Below are 21,991 nucleotides of genomic sequence, written 5' to 3' on the forward strand. Positions count from 1 at the left end.
GACGCACGCCCATCTGCGCATCCCAGAAGGTTGCGATGTTACGGCTGTACAGGGCCCAGACCTCGGCATGCTCGGTCTTGGCGCCCGACCGTTCGCCCTCGCTTGTCAGCCACCGCTTGTTGTCATCGCCGCCGATCCAGCCATCGAGGTCCCAGCTGGCGGTGTTCTGACCGTCATAGCGGCCCAGATCGGTCTCCAGTCGGATAGAATGAAACACGCTCTGGCCATGTGACGACATATCCGTGGCCTGCGCCGCCGTGGCGCACAGCATCAGGGCGGCGGTCATCAGTATCGCTTTAGTGCGCATGATCGCCTCCCTTCATGTCTTTCATGTGCGACATGTCCATTTTGGGCATATCCATTTTGGGCATCTGATCCGGCTTTTGCCCGGGTGGCAGCACGACAAAGTGCGTCATCATGCCAGACATCATGTGGTAGAGCAGATGGCAGTGCAGCGGCCATTCGCCGGGGTTATCGCCGCTTACCAGCACCGAAACCGTCTGCCCCGGCGGCACGATCACCGTATGCTTGTTGGGCAGCTTGTCAACGTCCTGACCATTATCCAACTGGAAGAACATGCCGTGCAGGTGCATGGGGTGCGCCATCATCGTTTCATTGACGAAGTTGATGCGGACGCGCTCACCATAGCCGATCTCGATACGCGAGTCCGGCCCGAACTTTTTACCATTCAGCGTCCAGATATAGCGCTCCATATTGCCGCCCAACCTGATCTCGATGGTGCGGTCCGCCTCGCGCGTATCGGTCTGCGTACCGGCATAGGCCAGATCGCTGTAATCGAGCACCTTGGCGCCGTCAGGTGCGCCGGACTGCGGCCAGCCCGCCTCGTCCGCCATCGATGACATATCCATGTGCGGATCGTCGCGCATCATGACCTCCATATTCATATCGGCCATGTTGAGCAGCGGACGCGGGCGCGGCGTTGGCGCCGGGCCACGCGTGCCTTCCTTTGGCGCGAGGGTGGCCAGGGCAAAGCCGGTGCGGTCGATCGATTCCGCCGCGATGGTATAGGCCTTGTCATCCGTCGGGGTGACGATGACGTCATAGGTTTCAGCATTGCCGATGCGAAATTCGTCGACTGTGACCGGCGTGACAGGCTGACCGTCGGCGGCCACCACGGTCATCTTCAGACCCGGAATGCGCACATCATACATGGTCATAGCCGAGGCGTTGATCAGGCGTAAACGCACGCTCTCGCCCGGCGTGAAAAGGCCGGTCCAGTTCTCGGCATTGGTCATGCCGTTGACGAGGAAATGATAGCCTTCGACATCGGCAATATCGGTGCGCAACATGCGCATCTTGCCCCAGCTCATTGAGGTCTTCAGCGCCTTGCCGAAGCCTTCCGTTTTCGCGTCTTTGAAAAAGTCGCCTAGGGTGCGGCGGTGGAACTGATAATAGTCCGACGACATCTTCAGGTGCGACAGGATCGCCTCGGCGCTTTCGGTGCTGAAATCCGACAGCACCAGCACATAGTCATGATCGGCAGGTATGGGCGCGCGTACGCGGTGATCGGGCGCAGGGTCAATGACGATGCCGCCGTAAAGCCCGTCCTGTTCCTGCCCGCCGGAATGGGAATGATACCAGTAGGTGCCCGCCTGTTTGATGGGAAAGCGATAGGTGTAGGTCGCGCCCGCAGCGATGCCGTCAAAGCCGTTAAAGCCGGGCGCACCGTCCTCGGCGGCGGGGACGATCAGGCCGTGCCAGTGCACCGAGGCGGTGTCTTTCATCGTGTTGACGACGTGAATGACCGCCTCATCGCCTTCGGTGAAACGCAAAGTCGGCCCCGGCAGCGTGCCGTTGATGGTGATTTTTTCGGTGGTCTTGCCGTCCAGCGTGACCTTCTGGCGGGCAAGGGTTAGCGTATATTCGACCGTCTTTGCGGTCGTCGGCAGGGCGCTTAGCCCGCCGCTACATATGAGCAATAACGCCAAAATAGCGTGTTTCATGGAGATATCCTGAGGGTATGAGGAAACGGGCCGCGCCGGGAATAGCGCGACGACGAAGCATCAGACCGTAAGGCGTGGCGGGCGTTTAAGCGTATCGGAGGGGCTGCAAGGCCAGGCCGCATTGGGCGCGACATGCAAAGCCATGCGCGTAAAGCCCGGAAGCTGGATGGCGCTCACCGGCAAGACCGCCAGCGTACCGGGGCAATGACTGAGCGGACAGCTACAACCATCATGGCAACAGTCTTTTGAGGTGTTGGCCTTTTCAGGGTGCGCCTGATGCTCAGCACACGCCTTGGTGCTTATCTGGGCGTGCATCATGTGCATGGCCTCAGTCGGCTGCGCCAAGGCGTGCAGGGGAGAAGCGATCGTTACAAAGACGAACAGCAACGCCATCCACAAACCTGTCCAACCTCGGTTCTGCATATGTGACCTACATCGCACCCTACAATTTAGCGCTGCGTATGCGCAGGGCGTTGCCGATCACCGAGACCGAACTGAGCGACATGGCCGCGCTGGCGATCATCGGCGACAGCAAAATCCCAAAGACGGGGTACAAGACGCCCGCCGCCAAAGGCACGCCCAGACCGTTATAGATGAAGGCGAAGAACAGGTTCTGACGGATATTACGCATGACGATCTGGCTGAGACGGCGCGCGCGGACAATACCGCTCAGATCACCCTTGACCAGGGTCAGACCGGCGCTTTCCATGGCGATGTCGGTGCCATTGCCCATGGCAATGCCGACCGTGGCCGCCGCCAGCGCCGGGGCGTCATTGACGCCATCGCCCGCCATCGCCACCTTGCGCCCCTGACGCACCAGATCTTGCACCACCTCGGCCTTGCGTTGCGGCAGGACATCGGCTTCGAAATCGTCAATGCCGAGATCGCGCGCAATGGCGGCTGCCGTCACCTTATTGTCGCCGGTCAGCATAACGATCTTCAGCCCCTCAGCGCGCAGAGCGTCGAGCGCCGCCGCCGTATCGGCCTTGATGGCGTCGGCAATGGCGATCAGCCCCGCCGCCTGACCATCAATGGCGATGAAGACCGTGGTCTGCCCCTGTTCGCGATGGGCCTTCGCCTTCTGGGCCAGCCCGCTAAGATCGAGTTTCAGGGCTTCGAACAGCGCACTGTTGCCCAGGGCGACCTTCGCCCCGTCAACGAGACCCGTTACCCCCTGCCCGGTCATGGACTGGAAGTCGCTGACCTCAAAAAGGTGCAGCCTGCGATCCTTGCCAGCCGCAACAATGGCTGCGCCCAGCGGATGCTCGCTTGAGCCTTCCAGCGACGCCGCCAGCGACAGCAGCCGCGCGTCGGTGAAACCCGGCAGGGTGTCGATGGCCACCAGACGCGGCTTGCCTTCGGTCAGGGTGCCGGTCTTGTCCACCACCAGCGTATCGACCTGCTGGAACGCTTCCAGCGCCTCGGCGTCGCGCACCAGAATACCCGCGCGGGCGGCACGGCCCGTTCCGGCCATGATCGACATCGGCGTCGCCAGTCCGAGGGCGCACGGACAGGCGATGATCAGCACCGCAATCGCGCTCAGAATGGCATAGGCCAGCTTCGGTTCCGGCCCGACCAGCCACCAGACGACAAAGGTCAGGGCCGCCACCGCCATGACGACCGGCACGAACCAGCCCGAGACCTTGTCGGCGACGCGCTGGATCGGCGCGCGCGAACGCTGGGCCGAGGACACCATATTGACGATCTGCGACAGCAAGGTATCGCCGCCAACGCGTGTCGCCTTCATGACGAAGGACCCGGCCTGATTCACCGTGCAGCCGGTGACCGCATCGCCCGCCGTTTTCGCCACCGGCATGGCCTCGCCCGTGATCATCGCCTCATCGACATGGCTGTCGCCGCTGAGCACCTCGCCATCGACCGGCACCTTTTCGCCGGGACGGACGCGCAAACGATCCCCGCTTTGCACCTCGGCCAAAGGCACGATTTCGTCCGTACCGTCAGCGCGGATGCGTGTCGCCTCATTGGGCGCCAGCCGCAACAGGGAGCGGATCGCCTCACCGGTCTGGGCGCGCGCCTTCAGCTCCAGAACCTGCCCCAGCAGGACGAGAGCGGTAATGACGGCGGCGGCTTCGAAATAGACCTTACCGCGCGCTTCCGGCGGGAACAGGCCCGGCAGCAGCGCCGCAACCAGGCTGTAGACAAAGGCGACGCCCGTCCCCAGCGCAATCAGGGTGAACATGTTGAGGTTGCGGGTCTTGAGCGAGTCCCAGCCACGCACAAAGAAGGGCGCACCCGCCCACAGCACCACCGGCGCGGACAAGGCCATCTGAATGAAGAGCGAGACGCGTTCCGGAATCAGGTGAGACAGGCCGAAAACGTGACCGCCCATCACCAGGATCAACAAAGGCACGCTCAACGCCACAGCCACCCAGAAACGTCGGCTCATATCCGTCAGTTCGTGATTGTCGCCATCGTCGAGGCTGACCGTTTCGGGTTCCAGCGCCATGCCGCAGATCGGGCAACTGCCCGGGCCTTCCTGACGAATTTCAGGGTGCATCGGGCAGGTGTACATCCCGCCCTCCTTCACCATGCCAGCAGGTTTCGGGGCCGCAGAATGACCGGAGCAGCAGCTATGGGACGCCGGTTCAAAATCGGGATGAGGATGCCCCTTATGATCCCCATGATGGCCTGAAGCAGCGGCCTCGCCCTCGGGCACGAGAAACATCTGACATTTGGGGCAACGTCCCGGCCCGTCCTGACGCACCTCGGGGTGCATGGGACAGACATAGATGCCCTTGGCCTCCACGGTGGGCGCCTGGGCCTCAGTGTGGTTTTCGGCCTTGTGATGGCAGCACGCCCCACCGGAAGCGTGATCGCCGGAAGTGTGTTTGTTGGGCGTGTGTTCGTTTGGCATGACCATACCTATTCGTACTTCTTCAGAAGCGTCATGATTTCCGCCAGTTGCGTATCGCGCCGCGCTTCGTCCTCGCAGCAGGACTTGGTCAGGCAGGATTTCATGTGCGTTTCCAGAACGCTCAACTCGATCGTTTTCAGGGCCGAGCGCACGGCGCGCAACTGGGTGAGGATGTCGACGCAGTACTGCCCGCTCTCGATCATCCGCTTGACGCCCTCAATCTGGCCGCCCGCGCGGTTCAGGCGCGGTAGTTCTTTTTGGTGCGAAGGGTGGGCGGACATAGGAGAGCCTCATATACCCAATGGGGTATGCTATAAATATACCTTAATGGGGTATGCCGCAAGGGGGATTCGCCCGCGGCCAGAAATTGTCCGAGATCAGAGTTTGAGGTTAGGCATAAGATAGGGTGAATTCTTGTTTCGGGCGCTCGAAGGTTGGAGCGGCTTTTTCTGGCCAACCAATAGGCCCTTGTTCCAAGGTTGGCTGTGAGTGGGTAATGGGTCTTCAGACATGACGGTTTCTCCGCCGGCCCTCCCACCGCAACTCGCTTCTGCATCTGAGCAATATACCACAGCTTCTATCGATCGCCGACGCGGTGATATCGGGGCAAATGTCTGCTTTGGGCGACCTATCAGATCGAACTCGGGATGACCTCATTGGGGCGCTGAGGCGAAGTGAGGCTGCGCTGTTAGGCCTCGACAGGTTTGCGAAAATATAGCATAGGTAGGTATCGTATATTGGACTCCACATGCACGCTGATAAAGACAAGGACAAGCTTCTGGCCCGCGTCCGCCGCATCAAGGGGCAGGTCGAAGCGATTGAACGGGCGCTGATCGCCGAGGCCGAAAGCGAGAAGATCCTCCACGCCATCGCCGCCGCGCGTGGCGGGATTTCCGGCCTGATGGGTGAGGTGGTCGAGCATCACGTCCGCCATCACCTGGCCGACGATCCTGACCATCCCGGCGTGCTGAGGCCGCAGGCCCAGCAGGCGCTCATCGACATCTTCAATTCTTATATCAAGTAAACCACCATGAACGATTTCGCTCATCTTTTGCAGCAAGGCGCGAATAACGCCTGGCTGTTCATTCCCTCCGCCATCCTGCTCGGCGCCCTGCATGGGCTGGAACCGGGGCATTCCAAGACCATGATGGCCGCCTTCATCGTCGCGGTGCGTGGCACCATCGGTCAGGCGGTGCTGCTGGGGCTGTCGGCAACGGTGTCGCATACGCTGATCGTCTGGCTGATCGCACTGGGCGGCCTTTATCTTGGCCAGAACTGGAACAGCGAGACGGTTGAACCCTATATGCAGGTCATCTCCGCCGTCATTATGCTGGGGATCGCGTTCTGGATGATGTGGCGCACCTGGTCCTATGGCCGGGGCGATCACGGTCACGGCCATGATCATGACCATCACCACGATGAGAGCAAACGTGTCGAAACGGGCCATGGCCGGGTGCGTCTGGACATCTTCGAGCAAGGGCAACCGCCGCGCTTTCGTCTTTATCGCGAAACCGGATCAAGCTGGCGCGCCGAAGAGGTTCAGGTCGAAACTGTACGCCCAGATGGCGCGGCCCAGGTCTTCACTTTCGTGCAGAAGGGCGGCTTTCTGGAATCGTTGGATGATATTCCCGAACCGCATGCGTTTAAGGCGCGTCTTGTTCTGGGGCACGGCGGCCATGCCCATAGCTACAGCCTTGTCTATGAAGAACACCATCACCACCACCATGATGACGCGCCAGACGGCGTTGTGGCAGGCTTCGCTGGCGCCGAACCCTATGCCGACGCCCATGAGCGTGAGCACGCCGAAGAGATCGAGCGTCGCTTCGCTGGTCAAAAGGTCACGACACCCCAGATTATCATGTTCGGGCTGACGGGTGGCCTTATCCCGTGCCCGGCCTCGATCACGGTGCTGCTTCTATGTCTGCAACTGAAACGGATTGCTTTGGGGGCGACCCTGGTATTTTGCTTCAGTATTGGCCTTGCCCTGACCATGGTCGCGTCGGGCGTTCTGGCCGCATGGAGCGTCAGGCATGTGTCCAAACGCTTCAAGGGCTTCGGCAAGCTGGCGAACCGGGCGCCTTATCTGTCCGGCGCTTTGATTATCGCCGTCGCCCTCTATGTCGGGTGGACGGGGCTGAAGGTTTTGATGGGGTGAGGCCGTGCCTTTATGCGGCTTTCGTGTAGAGTAGCAGGGACGATAGGGCATCGGGTGTGAAGACCATGGCGCGGTATGCAATCCATTTCTTCCTGGCGGGCTTGATGATGGCGGGCACAGTGGCGCTTGCCGGATGCGCCCATGCGACCAGGGCCGCTCAGCCGTCACTGGTGCTGGAAAGAACGATCCCGCTGGCCGATGTGAAGGGTCGAATTGACCATCTGGCGCTGGACCTTACCCACCACCGCTTGTTTGTGGCGGAAATCGCCAACGGCTCGGTCGATGCCGTGGCATTAGATGCGGGTTCTGGGGAAGGGGGAGCTGTGGCGGGCCGCATCACCGAGCTGAGCGAACCGCAAGGACTGGTCTATCTGCCGCAGGGCAACGAACTGGTCGTTGCCTGTGGCGGCGATGGTTCGATCCGATTCTATGACGCCAGCACCCTGACCTTAAAGCGCAAACTGGACGGATTTGACGATGCTGACGATATCAGGATCGATCCGTCGAACGGGCATGTCGTTATCGGCTTTGGCGCAGGCGGCCTGGTGATTATCGATCCGGCAAGCTACAGCGTGATCGGTAAGATCGCCCTGCCGTCCCACCCCGAAGGTTTTGAGATTGCGCCCGATGGCAAGATAGCCTTTGTCAACCTGCCGCGCAGCCTGTCGATTGCGGTCGTCGATATGTCTAAGGGCCAGCAGGTTTCGTCCTGGTCTACCGGGACGGTGCTTGAGAATTTCCCGATGGCGATCAATACGGCGGAGCACCTTATTGCCGTCGGCTTCCGGCTGCCCGGTCGGTTTGTGACCTTCGATGACCGGACAGGTGGCATCACATCCAGTCTCAGCGGCTGCGGGCAGACCGACGATCTATTCTACGACGCTAAACGCCAGCGCTACTACATGCTGTGCGGTACGGGCTCCATCGATATCTTCGGCAAGCGCAAGGGACAGATCGCTAGACTCGACGACTTCTCGACCGGTGGCCGCAGCCGGACAGGTCTGTTCTCAAGTGAGGCGGATCGTCTCTATGTCGCCGTCAGCGCCGCAACGCAAACGCCCGCGCATGTGTTGGTTATCGCACCGCAATAATTTTAGGATTATAGCCGCAATGTGAGTGGCACTATGGCCCACGATGCTGACCCGATACATAATCTGGTTGCGCGGAAGCGGGATATCTATGTCCGCTTTCGGGCATGCCGTGTAATTACCCAAGACATGACCGCTAAGGGCCAACTGCGGTCGACCCCCTCACCTAAAATCCCGGCTCGCATGCTGCAGGGGCGCGTCTTTACGCGCTATCCTCGGATCCTCCCGACTGCCGCCATTGCGGAACTCATCGCCCGCCTGACACGGCGGCTGCAGGACGTCGCCGCGTTGCCCAACTTCTGACAGCAGGTGCGATAAATCGACGAGGCTGCGCGCGATCAGGTGCACGACCTCACCTTCGCGTTGAATATGGCCCGTGACGAGGATCATGGAAGCGCCCTGCAATTGCCTGCGATATTGCTCCCCGACCTGTTCCCAGACCACGACATTGGCGTCGCCGCTTTCATCCTCGATGGTCATAAAGACTACGCCTCTGGCCGAGCCCGGCTTTTGCCGCACCAGCACCATGCCGGCGACCTGAACATAGCGTCGGTCCTTTGAGCTCATGGCCTCCTTGCAGGTGATCAGGCCCCTCGCCTTCAGGTCGTCTCGTAGGAAGGACAAAGGGTGAGCACGCAGGGAGAGGCCGAGATTGTTATAGTCCTCGACCACCTCGGCGCCGGGACGCATGGGTTTAAGGTCGACCTTTGGCTCCTGCGTAACGGACATGGCCATATCTTCATCCAGGCCTTCGCGATCGAACAAAGGCAGTGGCGCGCCGTTCAAGGCGCGAATAGCGAAAAGCGCCTCACGCCTTGCCAGTTTGAACGCCTCCATGAAGGCATCCGCATGGGCGAGCCGCCGCAAGGACGCCGAGCTCGCGCCGGCGCGCCGCCACAGGTCCTGTATCGAGGTGAAGGGCCTTTGGTCGCGGTGCAGGACCAGATTGACAATATCGGCGGCGCGCAGGCCCTTCACCATCTGGAACCCCAGCCGGACCGCAAAGCGACCTATCCTGTTCGTCGGCTCCAGTGTGCAATCCCAGCGTGAGGCCTGGATGCAGACCGGACGCACCTCGACGCCGTGCTCGATGGCGTTTCTGACGATCTGCGCGGGGGCATAAAAGCCCATAGGCTGACTGTTGAGCAAGCTGGCGCAGAAGACGTCTGGGTGGTGGCATTTCATCCAGGCGGAGGCATAGGCGATCAGGGCGAACGACGCGGCGTGGCTTTCGGGGAAGCCATAGGAGCCGAAGCCCTCCAACTGCCCGAAAAGCTGCTCAGCGTAATCGCGGCTATATCCGTTCGCCAGCATGCCATCGATGATCTCGTCATGGAATTTCGACACCCCGCCCGTATGCTTGAAGGTCGCCATGGCGCGGCGCACAAGATCAGCCTTGCCGGGCGAGAAGCCCGCGCATTCGACCACCACCTTCATGGCCTGTTCCTGAAACAGCGGCACGCCGAGCGTCTTGCCTAAGATGGCTTCCAGTTCGGGTTTGGGAAACGACACCGGCTCCTTACCTTCGCGGCGACGCAGGTAAGGATGGACCATATCGCCCTGGATGGGTCCTGGCCTGACGATGGCGACCTCGATGACCAGGTCATAAAAGGTGCGCGGCTTGATGCGCGGCAGCATGGACATCTGGGCGCGCGACTCGATCTGGAAGGTCCCCAGCGTATCGGCGCGCCTGATCATGGCGTATGTCCTGGGGTCCTCCGCCGGAATGGTAGCAATATCGAGCGCGATCCCCTTATGCTGCTCAAGAAGATCGAATGAGCGCTTCATGCAGCTCATCATCCCTAAGGCCAGGCAATCGACCTTCATGAATTTGAGCGCGTCGATATCGTCCTTGTCCCATTCGATGACCTGACGATCCTTCATGGCGGCGGGCTCGATCGGGACGAGTTCATCCAGCCGGTCATGGGTCAGGACAAAGCCGCCGGGATGCTGCGATAGGTGCCGCGGCACATTGAGCAGTTGCAGATGCAGATCGATCGCCAGGCGCAGACGCCGGTCATTGAGGTTCAGGCCTAAGCCTTCGGCGTCTTCTGTCCTGAAGCCGCCGCGATGCCAGTGGCTGATCTGTTTGGAGATGGTCTTGATCGTATCTTCCGGATAGCCCATCACCTTCAGGACCGCCCGGATCGCGCCACGGGTGCGAAACCGCGTCACGACGGCGGTCAGCGCCGCATGGTTGCGCCCATAGGCCTCAAACACCCATTGCAGCACCTCTTCGCGCCTCTGATGCTCGAAATCGACGTCGATATCGGGCGGCTCACGTCGCTCTTCGGAGATGAAGCGCTCGAATAAAAGGTCATTGCGGTCCGGATCGATCGAGGTGATGCCCAGCACGAAACAGACGCAGGAATTGGCGGCGGAGCCTCTGCCCTGACACAGGATGTCCCTGGAGCGCGCGAACCGGACGATAGAATTGACGGTCAGAAAATAGGGCGCGTAATCGAGCTTCTCGATCAGGGCGAGCTCATGCTTTAAGAGCCCGATCACCTTTTCGGGCACGCCTTGCTGATAACGCCACTTCGCGCCCTGCCAGACAAGGCGCTTTAAGGCCTCATTGGCGGACAGGCCCGGCAGCAATCGCTCTTCGGGGTACTGGTATTTGAGCTCATCGAGCGAGAAGCGACAGCGGTCGGCGATCTCCTGCGTGCGCGACACGGCGTCCGGATAGTCCGCAAACAGTCGCCGCATCTCCGCCTCGTCCTTGAGATAACGATCGGCATAGAGATGGCGGCGCTCGCCGATCTCGTCGATCGTGCAATTATGGCGGATGCAGGTGACGACATCGTGCAACCGGTCGCGGTCATGCACATGATAGAGCACGTCATTGGTGACAAGGGTTGGCACGCGCAATGAAAACGCCATCTGCGCCAGCTCATGCAGCCGCAGATGATCGCCCTGTCGGCGGCGCAAACTGAGCGCCATATAGGCGCGATCGCCAAACAGAGCCTTGAAGCGGCGCAGACGCTGCGCGCACAGTTCATCCGGCTGGTCGGGGACGAAGACAGCGATCAGGCCGTCATGAAAATCCTCGACATCCTCCCACCCCAGATCGCATTTGCCCTTGCCCGCGCGCTTCTTGCCCAGCGACAAAAGCCGACACAGATGGGCATAGCCGGCGCGGTCCATCGGATAGACGAGCAGCGATGTCCCATCCCTCAGCTCCAGCCAGCCGCCGATAATCAGCCGTACGCCTGTGGCTTGCGCCGCCACATGGGCGCGCACCATCCCCGCCAGCGTATTGTGGTCGGTGATCGCAAGCGCCTCCATGCCCAGCGCCTTAGCCTCGAAGAACAGCTCATCGGGCGATGAGCAGGCGCGCAGAAAGGAAAAGTGCGAGGCGCATTGCAGTTCGACATAGGACATGTTCCTATTTTGTTCTTAATGTCGCCAGAGTCAATCCGCGCCCTGGATTTGACAGACCTTAAGGTAATTTCGCGTTTCCTTCGCGGCGCTAAACTATGACAAGGTCGCCTGCGTAGAATTTACGAGTAAACCCAAGCGAATCCATGACCCAGCCCACTCGCCCCAGGACAACGCATGAGCCCGTCTACGAATTGCGCGCCAGGCGTCGGTTGCGCTGGATTTCCTACCTCGTGAAGACGGTTGGCGAGGTCTGTGCGCCGGATCTGTGCGACAAGTTCGGCATATCGCGAAGGCAGGCCTCAAGCGATCTGTCGCTCTATCAAAGGCTGTTTCCGAAGGTCATCCATTACGATCCGAGGATCGCCAGATATGTGGTCGTCGGCGATCCGCCGCCGGAGCACGACGAAGGCAATGCCCGGGTGCTGATTAAATTGCAGGCCAATGGCGACTACGCCATCCTGGTCGACCATGCCGCCCCCGTGCAGGTCTACGTCACAGGTCCAGACGGCGTCACCAGAGAGGTCAACACGCTACAGGGCGTCGTCACGTCACAGATGATGGATAGGCTGATTGAAGACGGCGACCTGCGTAAGTTTACCCCGCAAAGACCCGCGCCGACCCCATGATGCTTTATTCGGGCTCATTCCCGTTCGCGGGCTCTGGCCGTTGAGCGTCATGCGCGTCATGCGTCTGTCGGGGGCGGTAAAGCATCCTCGTCGCCGTATCGCAGCCCTCAAGCCCATCGTCCCTGTCGTCGGGCCGTAACAGAGCGACCATCCATCTCCATAGTGGCTGCAACCCCATCGCGCCCTCCCCCCACTTCGCCGTTCGATAAGCGAAGTCTAGCGCACAATTGCCTGAGGCTCAACGCGACCGGGTCCGCAAAGGGACGGCCCTCGCCCTAAGCGAACTTTCCATGCAGGAACCAGCTCAGGGCGCCTGTATCGCTGTTGACGCCGTCGCCCGTGCGGAAGACCCAGAAACGCTCGCCTGAATCGGCCTCCAGGATATAATAGTCCCGCACCTGTCCGTCTTCGTCCTCGCTCAGCCACCACTCGCCCTTGATGCGCTCAGGCCCATCGGCCCTGGCGACATGGTAGCGCTGGCCGCGCCATGTAAAGGCGCGCGGCGGATGGTCGGGCAGGACCGCCAGCGCCTGGATCGCTTCAGGACAACGATAAAGCCTGGGCGGTCGCTTAAAGCCCGCATTGCGGCTGGAGCTTGCCGCAGCCTGTGTCGGTCCAATCCTGCGAACAGAACGCTCAGGCATGTCGGTCGCCAGCGAAACCGCGCGGTAGAGGCGCTTGTCACCATAACGGTTGGCGAGCGTGTCCCACAGATCCTCGACATCGGCCCTGGTTTCCGAAGAAAAATCCGCTTTCGTCTGGCTAAGCGTCAGTCTTTCGGCCTGGGCGACCACGAGCTTCATCTTCTCGATGCCAAAGCCCGGCTCAACCGCTTCGATCTTGTCGCAGAGGAGTTTCGACAGACGCTTTATATCCCGCACGGGCCTTGCGGTCATGACCGAGGTCGTGAGGATACGGTTATCGACGCGGACATGGTGCAGATCGAGCCGCCTGGCGCCTTTGCCCTCAACCTCCAGCCTGTCGCAGATCTGCCCGACGAGACGGCGGGTGTACTTTTCGATCGTCTCCGGCGCGCCAATCGGTTCGGCGAAGACGCGTTCGACGAAGATCAGCTCAGGGCTCTCCACAGGCGTAATTGGCTCATGCACACGACCGAAGGCCTGATCGACGCGGCGAAACAGCTCAGGCCCGAAACGCTGCGTCATCGCCGCCCGCGGCTTGGCGGCAAGCTCGCCGATCGTCTCGATGCCGAGGACCCGCAGCTCATCGATCAGATCATTAAATAAGCGCAGGGCCATCACCGGCAGATTGATGATCGCCTCGCCTGTCTGTCCCGCCGGAACGATCCTGGCGGCTTCACCCCCAAACCGCGCCACGGCGTGCGCTGCGCCCCATGTGTCGGCCAGGGCCGCCCGCGCCGTGACGCCGGCCGTCTCAAGACGGCGCAGCAGATCGCGCATCAGCCCCTCCTCACCCCCGAACAGATGATCGCAACCGGCGGTATCGAGGACAAGGCCATCTGGCGGATCCGACGCGACCCTGGGCGAATAGCGCCGCAGCGCCCACAGGGCGAGTTTCTCAAGACCTTCAGCGTCGGCCTCCGGCCTGGCGTCCAGGAGGTCAAGCTCAGGCAGCAGAAGCTGAGCGCGCGCGACCGGCATGCCCGGATAGACGCCATAGCGGCGCGCCAGATCATCGGCGCTGAAGATGACGCGCTTTGAACCAAGCTTCGTCTTCAGCGCCAGCGGGACATCACGAGACGGCGCGCCAGGCAGGCGTCTTTGTCTGTCCGTCGGCCAGTACGGCAGGTAGATGGATAAAACCCTTGTCATCGCAGGCTTCAACCTCGAACTCGGCGCAGTCCGCGCCACGGCAACGCATCAATTCCAAAAACCATCTTGGCCGCCCCAGCCCTCGCACCGGCAAGGGCGCCGATGGCAGTTCGGTGACCCGCCAGCGTGTACAGGTTGCGGTCGGCGCGCCAAAGTCACGCGCATCGACCTGTCGTCGCCAGCGCCGGACGATCAGCGCCAGGCTTCCTGTCGCCTCGGCGGCCATCTGCAGCCTTTGTGACGCCACGCGCGACAGTTTGGCGACCTCGCCGACGACGCAGGCGAGCCCGCCGTGCCGCAGGGCCTCCTCGCAGCAGCCTAAGATCGCCTCATCATCGGCCGCTTCGAAAAAGACGACGCGGTCTTCGGACAGACCGAAACCGCTTAAGGCCGGGCTGAACAGATCAGCCTGCGCATAGGCCCACAACACCTGACCCGATGTGCGCGCCGCGATCCCGGCCGCAAAGGAGATGGCTGCGGCGCCATCTACCGCGCCATGGGCGCCGCCAGCGATCTCATGAAGGGCGCCAAGCCAAAGCCCGCCCTTGGGAAGGCGCTGATCGATCTCTGGTACGCCGAATGGTAAGACGCCGTCAGAACGCGCCGCGCCACTCTTGCCGAGGCGCTCGATGCGCTCTCGTAAGGCGGTAAGTTGCGCGCGGTCGCCAGCGGCCATGGCATGATCGGTCCTTCTCAGTGCGCCCATGAGGGCAAAAGCGATATTGTGTTCGCTTTTTGTTCTTAAAAATGACTGCCGTCAAGATGCCGTCATGGCGCTTACCGCCTCTGTCATGCGTCATCAGAAGACACGGAGGAAGGATTCATGCGCCCGAACAAACACTTCGCCTGATATGTTCAGGTGAAATTTTTTGACGAGACGCCCGCCAGAGAGGGGCAAGGTCTCAGCGCTTTATCCCGTCACAGGGATAGCGGAGAGCTGGTCAATCCCAGGCCCGACCTCGTCAAGGCCTCCGCTACGCGCCACCACTTCACCGACGCCATGGCCTTTGGCGGCAGGCTGTCGCAAGGGGGTGGAAATCAATGGATCTTCATGAGCGCCGGTCAGGCCTCCAGGTCGGAGCGAGCTAGGGTTGCACCGAGCGGTGTTCCTCGTGGGCGGCCTCCCAGATTTCGCGGGCGGCGTCGAGGTTCATCCAGGCGATCGCGAAGCCGACGACAAGGTCGGGCCAGGCGCTCGGCCATAAGACGGTAATCCCAGCGGCGGCCATGATGGCTATATTGGCGAAGGCGTCGTTCCGGGCCGACAGGAAGGCGGCCCTGGTCAGGCTGCCCCTGTGATGACGGAAGCGGGCCAGCACGAAGGCGCAGCTCAGATTAACGAAAAGCGCGCCAAGGCCGGTCAGCGATAGCGCCCGAGGCTCGGGCGGCGCGAACGAATGGAACTTTTGCCAGGCGGTCCACACAAAGGCGCCGGCCGGCGCAAGCAGGATGACCGCCATCAACATGCCGACGCGGGCGCGCAGTTTTGCAGGCCAGCCGAGCGCCACGACGATCAGGAGATTGACCGAAGCATCCTCGAAGAAATCGACGCTGTCGGCGAACAATGACACCGAGCCGATCATCCGGGCGACGATGAACTCGATAACGAAATAGGTTAGATTGACGAGCGCGACGACCGCAATAGCTGTCCGCAACGCGTGATGAGCCTTCTGGTCGTCGTCTGACATCGAGCCTCCCCTGATCCTGCGCCCTGGCTCTATGAGCAAGGCGGGATCAAAAAGCCGCACAACGCCCGCCTTGCGCATGCTGCCGAGATGAGGAATGCTCCACGGCAGGGAGGACGCTATGTGTAATCTATACTCCATGCGCAGCAACAAGGAAGCGATCCGGGACATTACCCGCTTCCTGCGCGCTACCCCTGAGATGGACAATCTCGCCCCCTACCCCGCCATCTTCGCCAATGGCTGGGGCCCGATCGTGCGCAACACGCCTGCCGGGCGCGAACTGGCGCGGGTGCGCTGGGGCATGCCCTCGCCGAAATTTGCGCTTCAGGGCAAGAGCTATGACAGCGGCGTCACTAATGTGCGCAATACCGCCTCACCCCACTGGCGGCGCTGGCTGGAGGTGGAGAACCGTTGCGCCGTCCCGGCGACCTCATTTTGCGAACCCGATCAGGCGACGGGGACAAAGGCCAATACCTGGTTTGCGCTGGATCAGGACCGTCCGCTGTTCTTCTTCGCGGGTATCTGGACGCCCGCCTGGACCAGCGTCCGTAAGGTGAAGGATGGCGAGACGACGGACGATCTTTATGCGTTTCTCACCACCGATGCCAATGCCGAGGTGGCCGCCGTCCATCCCAAGGCCATGCCCGTTATCTTGCGCACGGCTGATGAGGTCCAGGCCTGGCTGACCCTGCCGCAGGCCGAGGCGCTCCTCATGCAAAAGCCGCTGCCGGACGGGTGTTTGAAGACGGTCTCCGTGGGCGTCAAGCAGGACTGAGGTCCGTGGCGAAGCAGCTTTGAGGTCGGGTCAATTTGTCCGTGACGTCCCCGAGCTTGGAACCGGGCTTTGTGTACAGGCCATTGCCCGTCGCGCCCGTTTCACAGTGAAGCACGTGCTCGCGCGGCGATATTTGGCGCGACTTGACGAGCGCGCCTATCCAGCCAGGCTATGAACACGCCGGACGCCAAGGCGCCGACAAGACCATATACGTGCAGAGCCCACAGCTTACGCCTCCACAGTTCTACGCAAAATGTCATTCGCGCCAGACTACATCACGATGAAAACATGAGTCACGTGAATGCAAGCTATGTGGTTATATAAAGTATGTGCAATTTTAAGTGATGTGTTTCATGGCGCCACTTAGGAGGTGATATGTTGGACCTCCATGCGGTCGCATTGGCCGCCTTCGCCGACCTGATCGGAGGCGGGGCTGAACGATCTGAAGTGATCGACACCTTAAGGTGTCTGGCGCCGACGCATGTGTCAGGTAGACGTAAAATGCTGCTGGATGACTATATTGCACGCCTTGTTTTTGATGTTAGCGCCGGAACGACGACACCATAGACGGCGGCGGAAGGTTTAGCGGAATCGCTGATCGCTTAGACAGATGAGATCTCTACGGCAGCCATCTTCACTAAAGCACTACGCTCGTCAGAATAAGTCGCCACCAGATAAGGGCTTGATGATTGTATAAGCGCATGGCCGTCGATGAAGTCGGGATGATCAGCCGCCAGCGTCTTCAAGACCTTTAGGTATTTAGCCCATGTGATCCGACCGGAATCGCGTTGCTCCAGCGCCTCATCCAGCGCCTTTACGACGAGGTCATAGTCCTCGCCGTGCTGGAATTCGCCTCCGTGATCATAGACCTCAAACCTGATCAAGACCCGCCTCCTCCTCGAATGTCGAGCCACGAACCTCGCGTCGCTCCTCAGGCATTGATAGGTCAAGTCGCTCGCTACGCAAACTGCTTGTCGCGAAGTCTTCGGTCTCGCACCTGGAGTAAGGCGGCGTGACGCCACCAAGTCTAACGCTCCTGCCTCGCCCCTAATAAAACGCGATAGCATTCGGGACAATCAACAATCATAACTTGCAGTTCGGTTGCTATTTGCAACCCGATGCTAAGCAATGTGCGTGATAAAGAAGATTTGACAAAGGCTAGATTTAACGACTATAGCGCGAGGCCAGAATTTCTTTAACGTCATTTCATGAACAGGTGAGTAATGGAAGAAAATGCAAATCTGAGGGACATGGTCGTCGAAATTGTCGCCGCCTATGTCAGCAAGAATTCTATCCCGGCCTTAGAATTGCCAGCTCTGATTTCGAGCGTGCACAAGTCGATCGCAGGTCTCGCCAATGGCGATGACGCCAAGCCTGCCGAACCGCAGCAACCGGCTGTCTCGGTCAAGAAATCGGTCGGTTCCGATTACATCATCTGCCTGGAAGACGGTCGCAAGTTCAAGTCTCTGAAACGTCACCTGCGCACCAAGTACGGCATGAGCCCGGAAGACTACCGCGCCAAGTGGGGCCTGCCCAAGGATTATCCGATGGTCGCGCCCTCCTATGCTGAAGCGCGCTCCAACCTGGCAAAGCAAATGGGTCTGGGCCAGGGGGGGCGCCAAGCCGCGCGGTCGCAAAGCCGCCAACTCTTAACGAGAGGCCCGCTTGGCGCTTGAACCGTCAAGAGTTTCCGGTCCTTATTGCGCACGACGATAACGGTTGCGTGAGACGCGGACTTGGCGCTTGAGGCGGTTCGCCGACTGTGGTTGAGGTGGAATTCGCATCGCCCTCCCCCCCCTCGGGCGATGCGGTGTCAGCAAGGCCGATCGCCCCCCGATCGGCCTTGCATTGTCTTCGGGCTTGACGCCACGGCCAAGCCACAGCCAAAGCGCCCTCACCTTCGGGATTACCATCTTATCGCTCTGGCTGGCTTTGATGACGTAGACGCTCGCGACAGCCCAAATGGTGACATAGTGAGTTTGTCACTCATGTCATTGGAGATTGCTATGCTTGGCGTTTGCACCATCGGTTTGGACTTAGCGAAGAATGTAATTCCGGTCCACGGGACGCTTCCACGTCGCGAGGGTTAGGTTTGTTCCGGCATCACTACCAGTCGTGAGAAAATGTAATCTTCGTGCTACATAATTAGATTATATGTAGCACGAAGATATCAAATGCCAACACCACACACCCCTCCAGCCGCCGTAAAGCGCGCGCTGCGCAAGCTTGGCGCCGACCTCCACGACGCTCGCCGGCGTCGTAAACTGCCGATGGCGGTTGTGGCCGAGCGCGCCTTCACATCGCGTTCAACCTTGCAAAAGGTCGAGGCTGGCGACACCAATGTCAGCATCGGTATCTATGCAGGGGTCCTACAGGCGCTGGGCCTTCTCGATGGATTGAGCCAGATCGCCGATATCGGTAACGACAAGGTCGGGCAGGCGTTAGCCAGCGCAGACCTGCCTAAGCATGTCCACCTGAAGCGGTCGACGAAGCCGTCTCGCGATGCGTGATTTCGAAGTTCACGAAGACCTTCAGCTCATCTTCACCCCAGGTTCCTCGCTTGGCGGCGCGCGCCCCAAGGCGTCGGTAATCGATCAGCATGGCTACCTCGCTATCGCCAAGTTTCCCAAAGAGACCGATGACTACAGCATGGAAACCTGGGAGGAAATCGCGCTGCGCCTGGCGAGGCAAGCGGGTATAGCCACGCCAACGCATGAGCTATTCGAAGTTGCCGGCAAGAAGGTGATGCTGTCGCGCCGCTTTGACCGAGAGGGCGCGATCCGCATCCCATTCCTGTCGGCAATGGCTATGATGGGCGCCAAGGACGGTGAGCGCGGCAGCTACTCCGAAATTGTCGACGCCATCACGCAGTATGGCGCTCAGGGCAAAACGGATGCCCACGCCCTCTACCGCCGTATCGCTTTCAACGTACTGATCTCCAATGTCGACGATCACCTGCGCAACCACGGCTTCCTATGGCTGGGCAAGACTGGATGGTCGTTGTCGCCCGCCTACGATCTCAATCCCGTGCCCACCGACCTCAAAGCACGCGTGCTGACGACAAACATCGACCTCGATGAAGGCGCCTGCTCACTCGATCTCCTCGAACAGGCGTCGGAATATTTCGGGCTGACGCTGGCCCAGGCTCGGGCGATCATCAAGGAGGTTGCAACAGTGACCAAGAATTGGCGCCAGACTGCAAAGGCCGTCGGGGCACGCCCCGCCGAAATCAACCGTATGGCCAGCGCCTTCGAGCATGACGATCTGCAGCGAGCCTTAGCGCTCTAACCTAGACGTAATACCCCGTGAACCAAGAGCTGAGCAGAGTGCTTGCCAGTGCGCGGTCACATGCTAAAAGCCAAAACATGCAACACACCGCTTATTTGAGTAGGCCCGCTGTCGAGATTGGGGCCTCGCTGATCATTGCAGGCAATCAGCTTGCCACCGGAGATAACTTGGATATCGTGACGTCTGATCACAAGTCTTTCGCTGTGGCCGTCGCGGCCTTCGGGCTCGCGAGGCTGGTGATAAAGACTGAGGTCGGGCTATTCGAATGCGGCCCGTGGAAAAACGACGACGAACCCATGCAGCCTATCCAGGGCCCCGCATCGCGATGGACAGTCGGCAAACTGCTAAGCGCGTCGATCTGAAATCGGCGCCTAACTGACCAAAATTAGTATAGAAACATTGGTCGGTAGAGCCACAACAACCGATCCCCAAAGCCCTCTTCGGGGTTTCACAGACCGCAATTCCACTCCAAAACCAGGGTCGAAACAAGGCAATAGCCTAATTGAAGAATACCCAATTTTGATTCCGAATGGAGTCAATCGGTTGCAATACGGGCCGCCGAATTCGTTAACAAATGGTTAACGCAAGGGATCGCCCACCCCTTCTTTGGACAGGCTTAATCACCACCCTCACTGACAATCACCGCTTGGGCTCCCCTTCGACAGTTCGATCCGGCTTCGGCCCGAAGCGCGAGATAAATTCCGACACCTTAGCGGCAAGCCCCCGGTCCGCCGGATCTTCCGACCGCGCCAAGACATCGACCACGGTGCGATAGTAATTGATGCGGCCTGTCTCCAGCTTACGCGCACGCTCTAACCGACCATTATCTGCCGTCCCGGGTTCGCCTTCGCCACGAGAGCCTTTACGCGAAGCGATCGCCAGGGCGCCGCGATCGACCCCCGGCTTGCGGTTCAGCCGGGCAAGTCGGCTCGTCGCATTGGCGTCTATCCCGTGCGCCCGTAGCTGCGCCGCGAAGCCCTCCCGCCAACGCTGCAGATCCGCCTTGCGCGGATTTAGGCGACGGCCGGAACGGGATTGGGTTTTGACCGAAAGGTGCACATGCGGATGGGCCGGCGGGTTGGGATCAGGGTCGGTTGCCTGCGTGTGATAGGCGAACACATACTGATGCTCCTGAAACTCCGCAGCGGCGAAGGCCCGGACGGCCCGCTTCATGCTGACTTCGTCCGTATGCGCCGGCATCGAAAACACGATGTTCAACGTATCCCGGCGATCGCTCACGGCGCTGATTTCCTCAACCCCACCCCAACGCCAGTCCTCCTTGAGATCCTTCAACTGATCCCTGCCCTTGAGAAAAAGCCCGTCCTGGTCCTCAAGGTCGATCTCACCTTTGCGGCTGATATAGTCGATGTGGCGCCCGATATGCGTCATGCCCCTGCACGACGACGTAATCTTGACCATGACCTCGGGGACCTTGCGCACGGTTCTGGCCAAACGGTCGCGAACCGCCTGGGCGCGCTCGGCAGTTGTCCTCCCCCGCCTTCCCTTTGCCGATGTCGATGCAGGAACCAGAACCGACGGCGTGATCGTCTTCGAGGCTTGGCGCATCGATTTGACCTGCGACTGATACTCCCCCGCCTCCCACTCCACGAGGAAGCCGTCGACATAGATCTTCGGCAGTTTCATCGCCGCCACCGCTTGCTGTTGGCGTGCAGCAAAACCGCGACGGCCTGGGTGTGCTCCTTCAGAAAGGTTGAGACATATTCGATCTGCGCCAGGGTCAGTTCGTCCTTATCGACGCGCTGGTTCATGTTATAGGCGATCTGGTTGATATTGCGGCCAAGCGCCAGCAGCAATTGGCTCGACCTGGCCAGGGCCTCGACCTCGTCTCTCGCCAGATGCTGCTCCCCGGTCAGGTGGGTGCGAACCAGCGCGGTCAGCCAGCGTGGCGCGCTTGTTCCTTCCCGGTCGGACGCAGCGGTCAAGGCCATATGCTCGGCCGGAGAAACCCGGATCTCGACGCGGCGCCGCCCGTCCTCGCCTTTAACCGGGTAATCCGCAGGATGAGGCGGCAGCTCCGAAGGCTGGCCGTTCAGCACCACGCCCAGGACACGACGAACAGCTTCACTGGGGGTGAGACCGCGCGCCTTACACCAAGCGTTCCAGGGCTCCTTCAAATCCTTGAGGTCGACGGCGATGCGGTTTGATCGCGGTGAGATCTTCGTCCTTTCAACCATGATGCGAGAGCACCAACGGACCGTGTCCGACAAATTCGGCGATCAGCCTATCCTGCCAACCTAAAGCCAAACCCAATTCGTTTCTCATGAGAAAAGGACTGGCATCGCTCAATCTGCCATCTGTGTAGGAAGGGGCTTTGCCGCCCCCTCTTCTCGCGAGCAC

The 21,991-nt window shown here is 60.4% G+C and carries 22 protein-coding genes; 10 read left to right on the forward strand and 12 right to left on the reverse strand.

All coding sequences use genetic code 11. The annotated features are described in order from the left end of the window. The 5 genes from ACTHLA_RS13030 to ACTHLA_RS13050 form a co-directional block, all read right to left on the reverse strand. Positions 1-307 (reverse strand): copper resistance protein B (locus ACTHLA_RS13030; protein ID WP_440189936.1); only part of this gene is annotated, 307 nt, incomplete at its 3' end. Next, a complete protein-coding gene (locus ACTHLA_RS13035) occupies positions 297-1,964 on the reverse strand; it encodes a multicopper oxidase domain-containing protein (RefSeq protein ID WP_440189939.1) in 1,668 nt (555 codons plus the stop codon). The genes ACTHLA_RS13035 and ACTHLA_RS13030, both read right to left, overlap by 11 nt. 60 nt (positions 1,965-2,024) lie before the next feature. Continuing rightward, positions 2,025-2,357 carry a hypothetical protein gene (locus ACTHLA_RS13040; RefSeq protein WP_440189942.1) on the reverse strand — a complete coding sequence of 111 codons (333 nt, stop codon included), beginning with the start codon at positions 2,355-2,357 and terminating at the stop codon, positions 2,025-2,027. A gap of 49 nt (positions 2,358-2,406) precedes the next feature. Further along, on the reverse strand, positions 2,407-4,839 hold the full coding sequence (locus tag ACTHLA_RS13045; RefSeq protein ID WP_440189945.1) for a copper-transporting P-type ATPase: 2,433 nt from the start codon (positions 4,837-4,839) through the stop codon (positions 2,407-2,409). An 8-nt stretch (positions 4,840-4,847) separates the two neighbouring features. Then, positions 4,848-5,120, reverse strand: coding sequence for a metal-sensitive transcriptional regulator (locus ACTHLA_RS13050; RefSeq protein WP_440189948.1), 273 nt, complete (start codon positions 5,118-5,120; stop codon positions 4,848-4,850). 467 nt (positions 5,121-5,587) lie between these two features. Here ACTHLA_RS13050 and ACTHLA_RS13055 point away from each other — a divergent pair, with 467 nt between their 5' ends. Genes ACTHLA_RS13055 through ACTHLA_RS13065 form a run of 3 tightly spaced genes read left to right on the forward strand, consistent with a single transcriptional unit; the run spans position 5,588 to position 8,085 of the window. Then, positions 5,588-5,863 carry a metal/formaldehyde-sensitive transcriptional repressor gene (locus ACTHLA_RS13055; RefSeq protein ID WP_440189951.1) on the forward strand — a complete coding sequence of 92 codons (276 nt, stop codon included), beginning with the start codon at positions 5,588-5,590 and terminating at the stop codon, positions 5,861-5,863. Positions 5,864-5,869: 6 nt separating this feature from the next. Beyond that, positions 5,870-6,994 (forward strand): nickel/cobalt efflux transporter, encoded by a 1,125-nt coding sequence (locus ACTHLA_RS13060; RefSeq protein WP_440189954.1) that lies wholly within the window; start codon positions 5,870-5,872, stop codon positions 6,992-6,994. Positions 6,995-7,050: 56 nt separating this feature from the next. Continuing rightward, positions 7,051-8,085 (forward strand): YncE family protein, encoded by a 1,035-nt coding sequence (locus ACTHLA_RS13065; RefSeq protein WP_440189957.1) that lies wholly within the window; start codon positions 7,051-7,053, stop codon positions 8,083-8,085. A 159-nt stretch (positions 8,086-8,244) separates the two neighbouring features. Here ACTHLA_RS13065 and ACTHLA_RS13070 read toward each other — a convergent pair whose 3' ends face one another. Then, on the reverse strand, positions 8,245-11,466 hold the full coding sequence (locus ACTHLA_RS13070; protein ID WP_440189960.1) for an error-prone DNA polymerase: 3,222 nt from the start codon (positions 11,464-11,466) through the stop codon (positions 8,245-8,247). Between the two features lie 143 nt (positions 11,467-11,609). Here ACTHLA_RS13070 and ACTHLA_RS13075 point away from each other — a divergent pair, with 143 nt between their 5' ends. After that, positions 11,610-12,092 (forward strand): hypothetical protein, encoded by a 483-nt coding sequence (locus tag ACTHLA_RS13075; protein WP_440189963.1) that lies wholly within the window; start codon positions 11,610-11,612, stop codon positions 12,090-12,092. 275 nt (positions 12,093-12,367) lie between these two features. On the opposite strand, the gene ACTHLA_RS13080 is transcribed toward ACTHLA_RS13075, so the two are convergent. The 3 genes from ACTHLA_RS13080 to ACTHLA_RS13090 form a co-directional block, all read right to left on the reverse strand. Then, complete coding sequence (locus ACTHLA_RS13080; protein ID WP_440189966.1) at positions 12,368-13,885, reverse strand: Y-family DNA polymerase; 1,518 nt, start codon at positions 13,883-13,885, stop codon at positions 12,368-12,370. After that, on the reverse strand, positions 13,806-14,561 hold the full coding sequence (locus ACTHLA_RS13085; protein WP_440189969.1) for an ImuA family protein: 756 nt from the start codon (positions 14,559-14,561) through the stop codon (positions 13,806-13,808). Before ACTHLA_RS13085 ends, ACTHLA_RS13080 begins: the two co-directional genes overlap by 80 nt. A gap of 409 nt (positions 14,562-14,970) precedes the next feature. Further along, on the reverse strand, positions 14,971-15,573 hold the full coding sequence (locus ACTHLA_RS13090; RefSeq protein ID WP_440189972.1) for a cation transporter: 603 nt from the start codon (positions 15,571-15,573) through the stop codon (positions 14,971-14,973). A 118-nt stretch (positions 15,574-15,691) separates the two neighbouring features. Here ACTHLA_RS13090 and ACTHLA_RS13095 point away from each other — a divergent pair, with 118 nt between their 5' ends. Both ACTHLA_RS13095 and ACTHLA_RS13100 read left to right on the forward strand, forming a co-directional pair. Continuing rightward, the gene (locus ACTHLA_RS13095; RefSeq protein ID WP_440189975.1) at positions 15,692-16,345 is read left to right on the forward strand and encodes an SOS response-associated peptidase; all 654 of its coding nucleotides are present in this window, start codon (positions 15,692-15,694) and stop codon (positions 16,343-16,345) included. 375 nt (positions 16,346-16,720) lie between these two features. Continuing rightward, positions 16,721-16,912 carry a hypothetical protein gene (locus ACTHLA_RS13100; RefSeq protein WP_440189978.1) on the forward strand — a complete coding sequence of 64 codons (192 nt, stop codon included), beginning with the start codon at positions 16,721-16,723 and terminating at the stop codon, positions 16,910-16,912. 35 nt (positions 16,913-16,947) lie between these two features. Here the strand turns inward: ACTHLA_RS13100 and ACTHLA_RS13105 are convergent, their stop codons facing one another. Beyond that, complete coding sequence (locus ACTHLA_RS13105) at positions 16,948-17,229, reverse strand: hypothetical protein (RefSeq protein WP_440189981.1); 282 nt, start codon at positions 17,227-17,229, stop codon at positions 16,948-16,950. Positions 17,230-17,568: 339 nt separating this feature from the next. Between ACTHLA_RS13105 and ACTHLA_RS13110 the strand changes: the two genes are divergently transcribed. From ACTHLA_RS13110 to ACTHLA_RS13125, 4 genes are all read left to right on the forward strand, one after another. Then, complete coding sequence (locus tag ACTHLA_RS13110; protein ID WP_440189984.1) at positions 17,569-18,021, forward strand: MucR family transcriptional regulator; 453 nt, start codon at positions 17,569-17,571, stop codon at positions 18,019-18,021. Between the two features lie 498 nt (positions 18,022-18,519). Next, positions 18,520-18,855, forward strand: coding sequence for a helix-turn-helix domain-containing protein (locus ACTHLA_RS13115; RefSeq protein WP_440189987.1), 336 nt, complete (start codon positions 18,520-18,522; stop codon positions 18,853-18,855). Then, positions 18,848-19,633, forward strand: coding sequence for a type II toxin-antitoxin system HipA family toxin (locus ACTHLA_RS13120; RefSeq protein WP_440189990.1), 786 nt, complete (start codon positions 18,848-18,850; stop codon positions 19,631-19,633). Before ACTHLA_RS13115 ends, ACTHLA_RS13120 begins: the two co-directional genes overlap by 8 nt. Positions 19,634-19,710: 77 nt before the next feature. Then, positions 19,711-19,995, forward strand: a complete 285-nt coding sequence (locus tag ACTHLA_RS13125; protein ID WP_440189993.1) for a hypothetical protein — start codon at positions 19,711-19,713, stop codon at positions 19,993-19,995. Between the two features lie 277 nt (positions 19,996-20,272). Here ACTHLA_RS13125 and ACTHLA_RS13130 read toward each other — a convergent pair whose 3' ends face one another. Together ACTHLA_RS13130 and ACTHLA_RS13135 are read right to left on the reverse strand one after the other, a co-directional pair. Continuing rightward, the gene (locus ACTHLA_RS13130) at positions 20,273-21,277 is read right to left on the reverse strand and encodes a relaxase/mobilization nuclease domain-containing protein (protein WP_440189996.1); all 1,005 of its coding nucleotides are present in this window, start codon (positions 21,275-21,277) and stop codon (positions 20,273-20,275) included. Further along, complete coding sequence (locus ACTHLA_RS13135; RefSeq protein ID WP_440189999.1) at positions 21,274-21,828, reverse strand: hypothetical protein; 555 nt, start codon at positions 21,826-21,828, stop codon at positions 21,274-21,276. Before ACTHLA_RS13135 ends, ACTHLA_RS13130 begins: the two co-directional genes overlap by 4 nt. Positions 21,829-21,991: the final 163 nt, after the last annotated feature.

This window comes from Asticcacaulis sp. (assembly GCF_051956075.1).
Classification (GTDB): domain Bacteria; phylum Pseudomonadota; class Alphaproteobacteria; order Caulobacterales; family Caulobacteraceae; genus Asticcacaulis.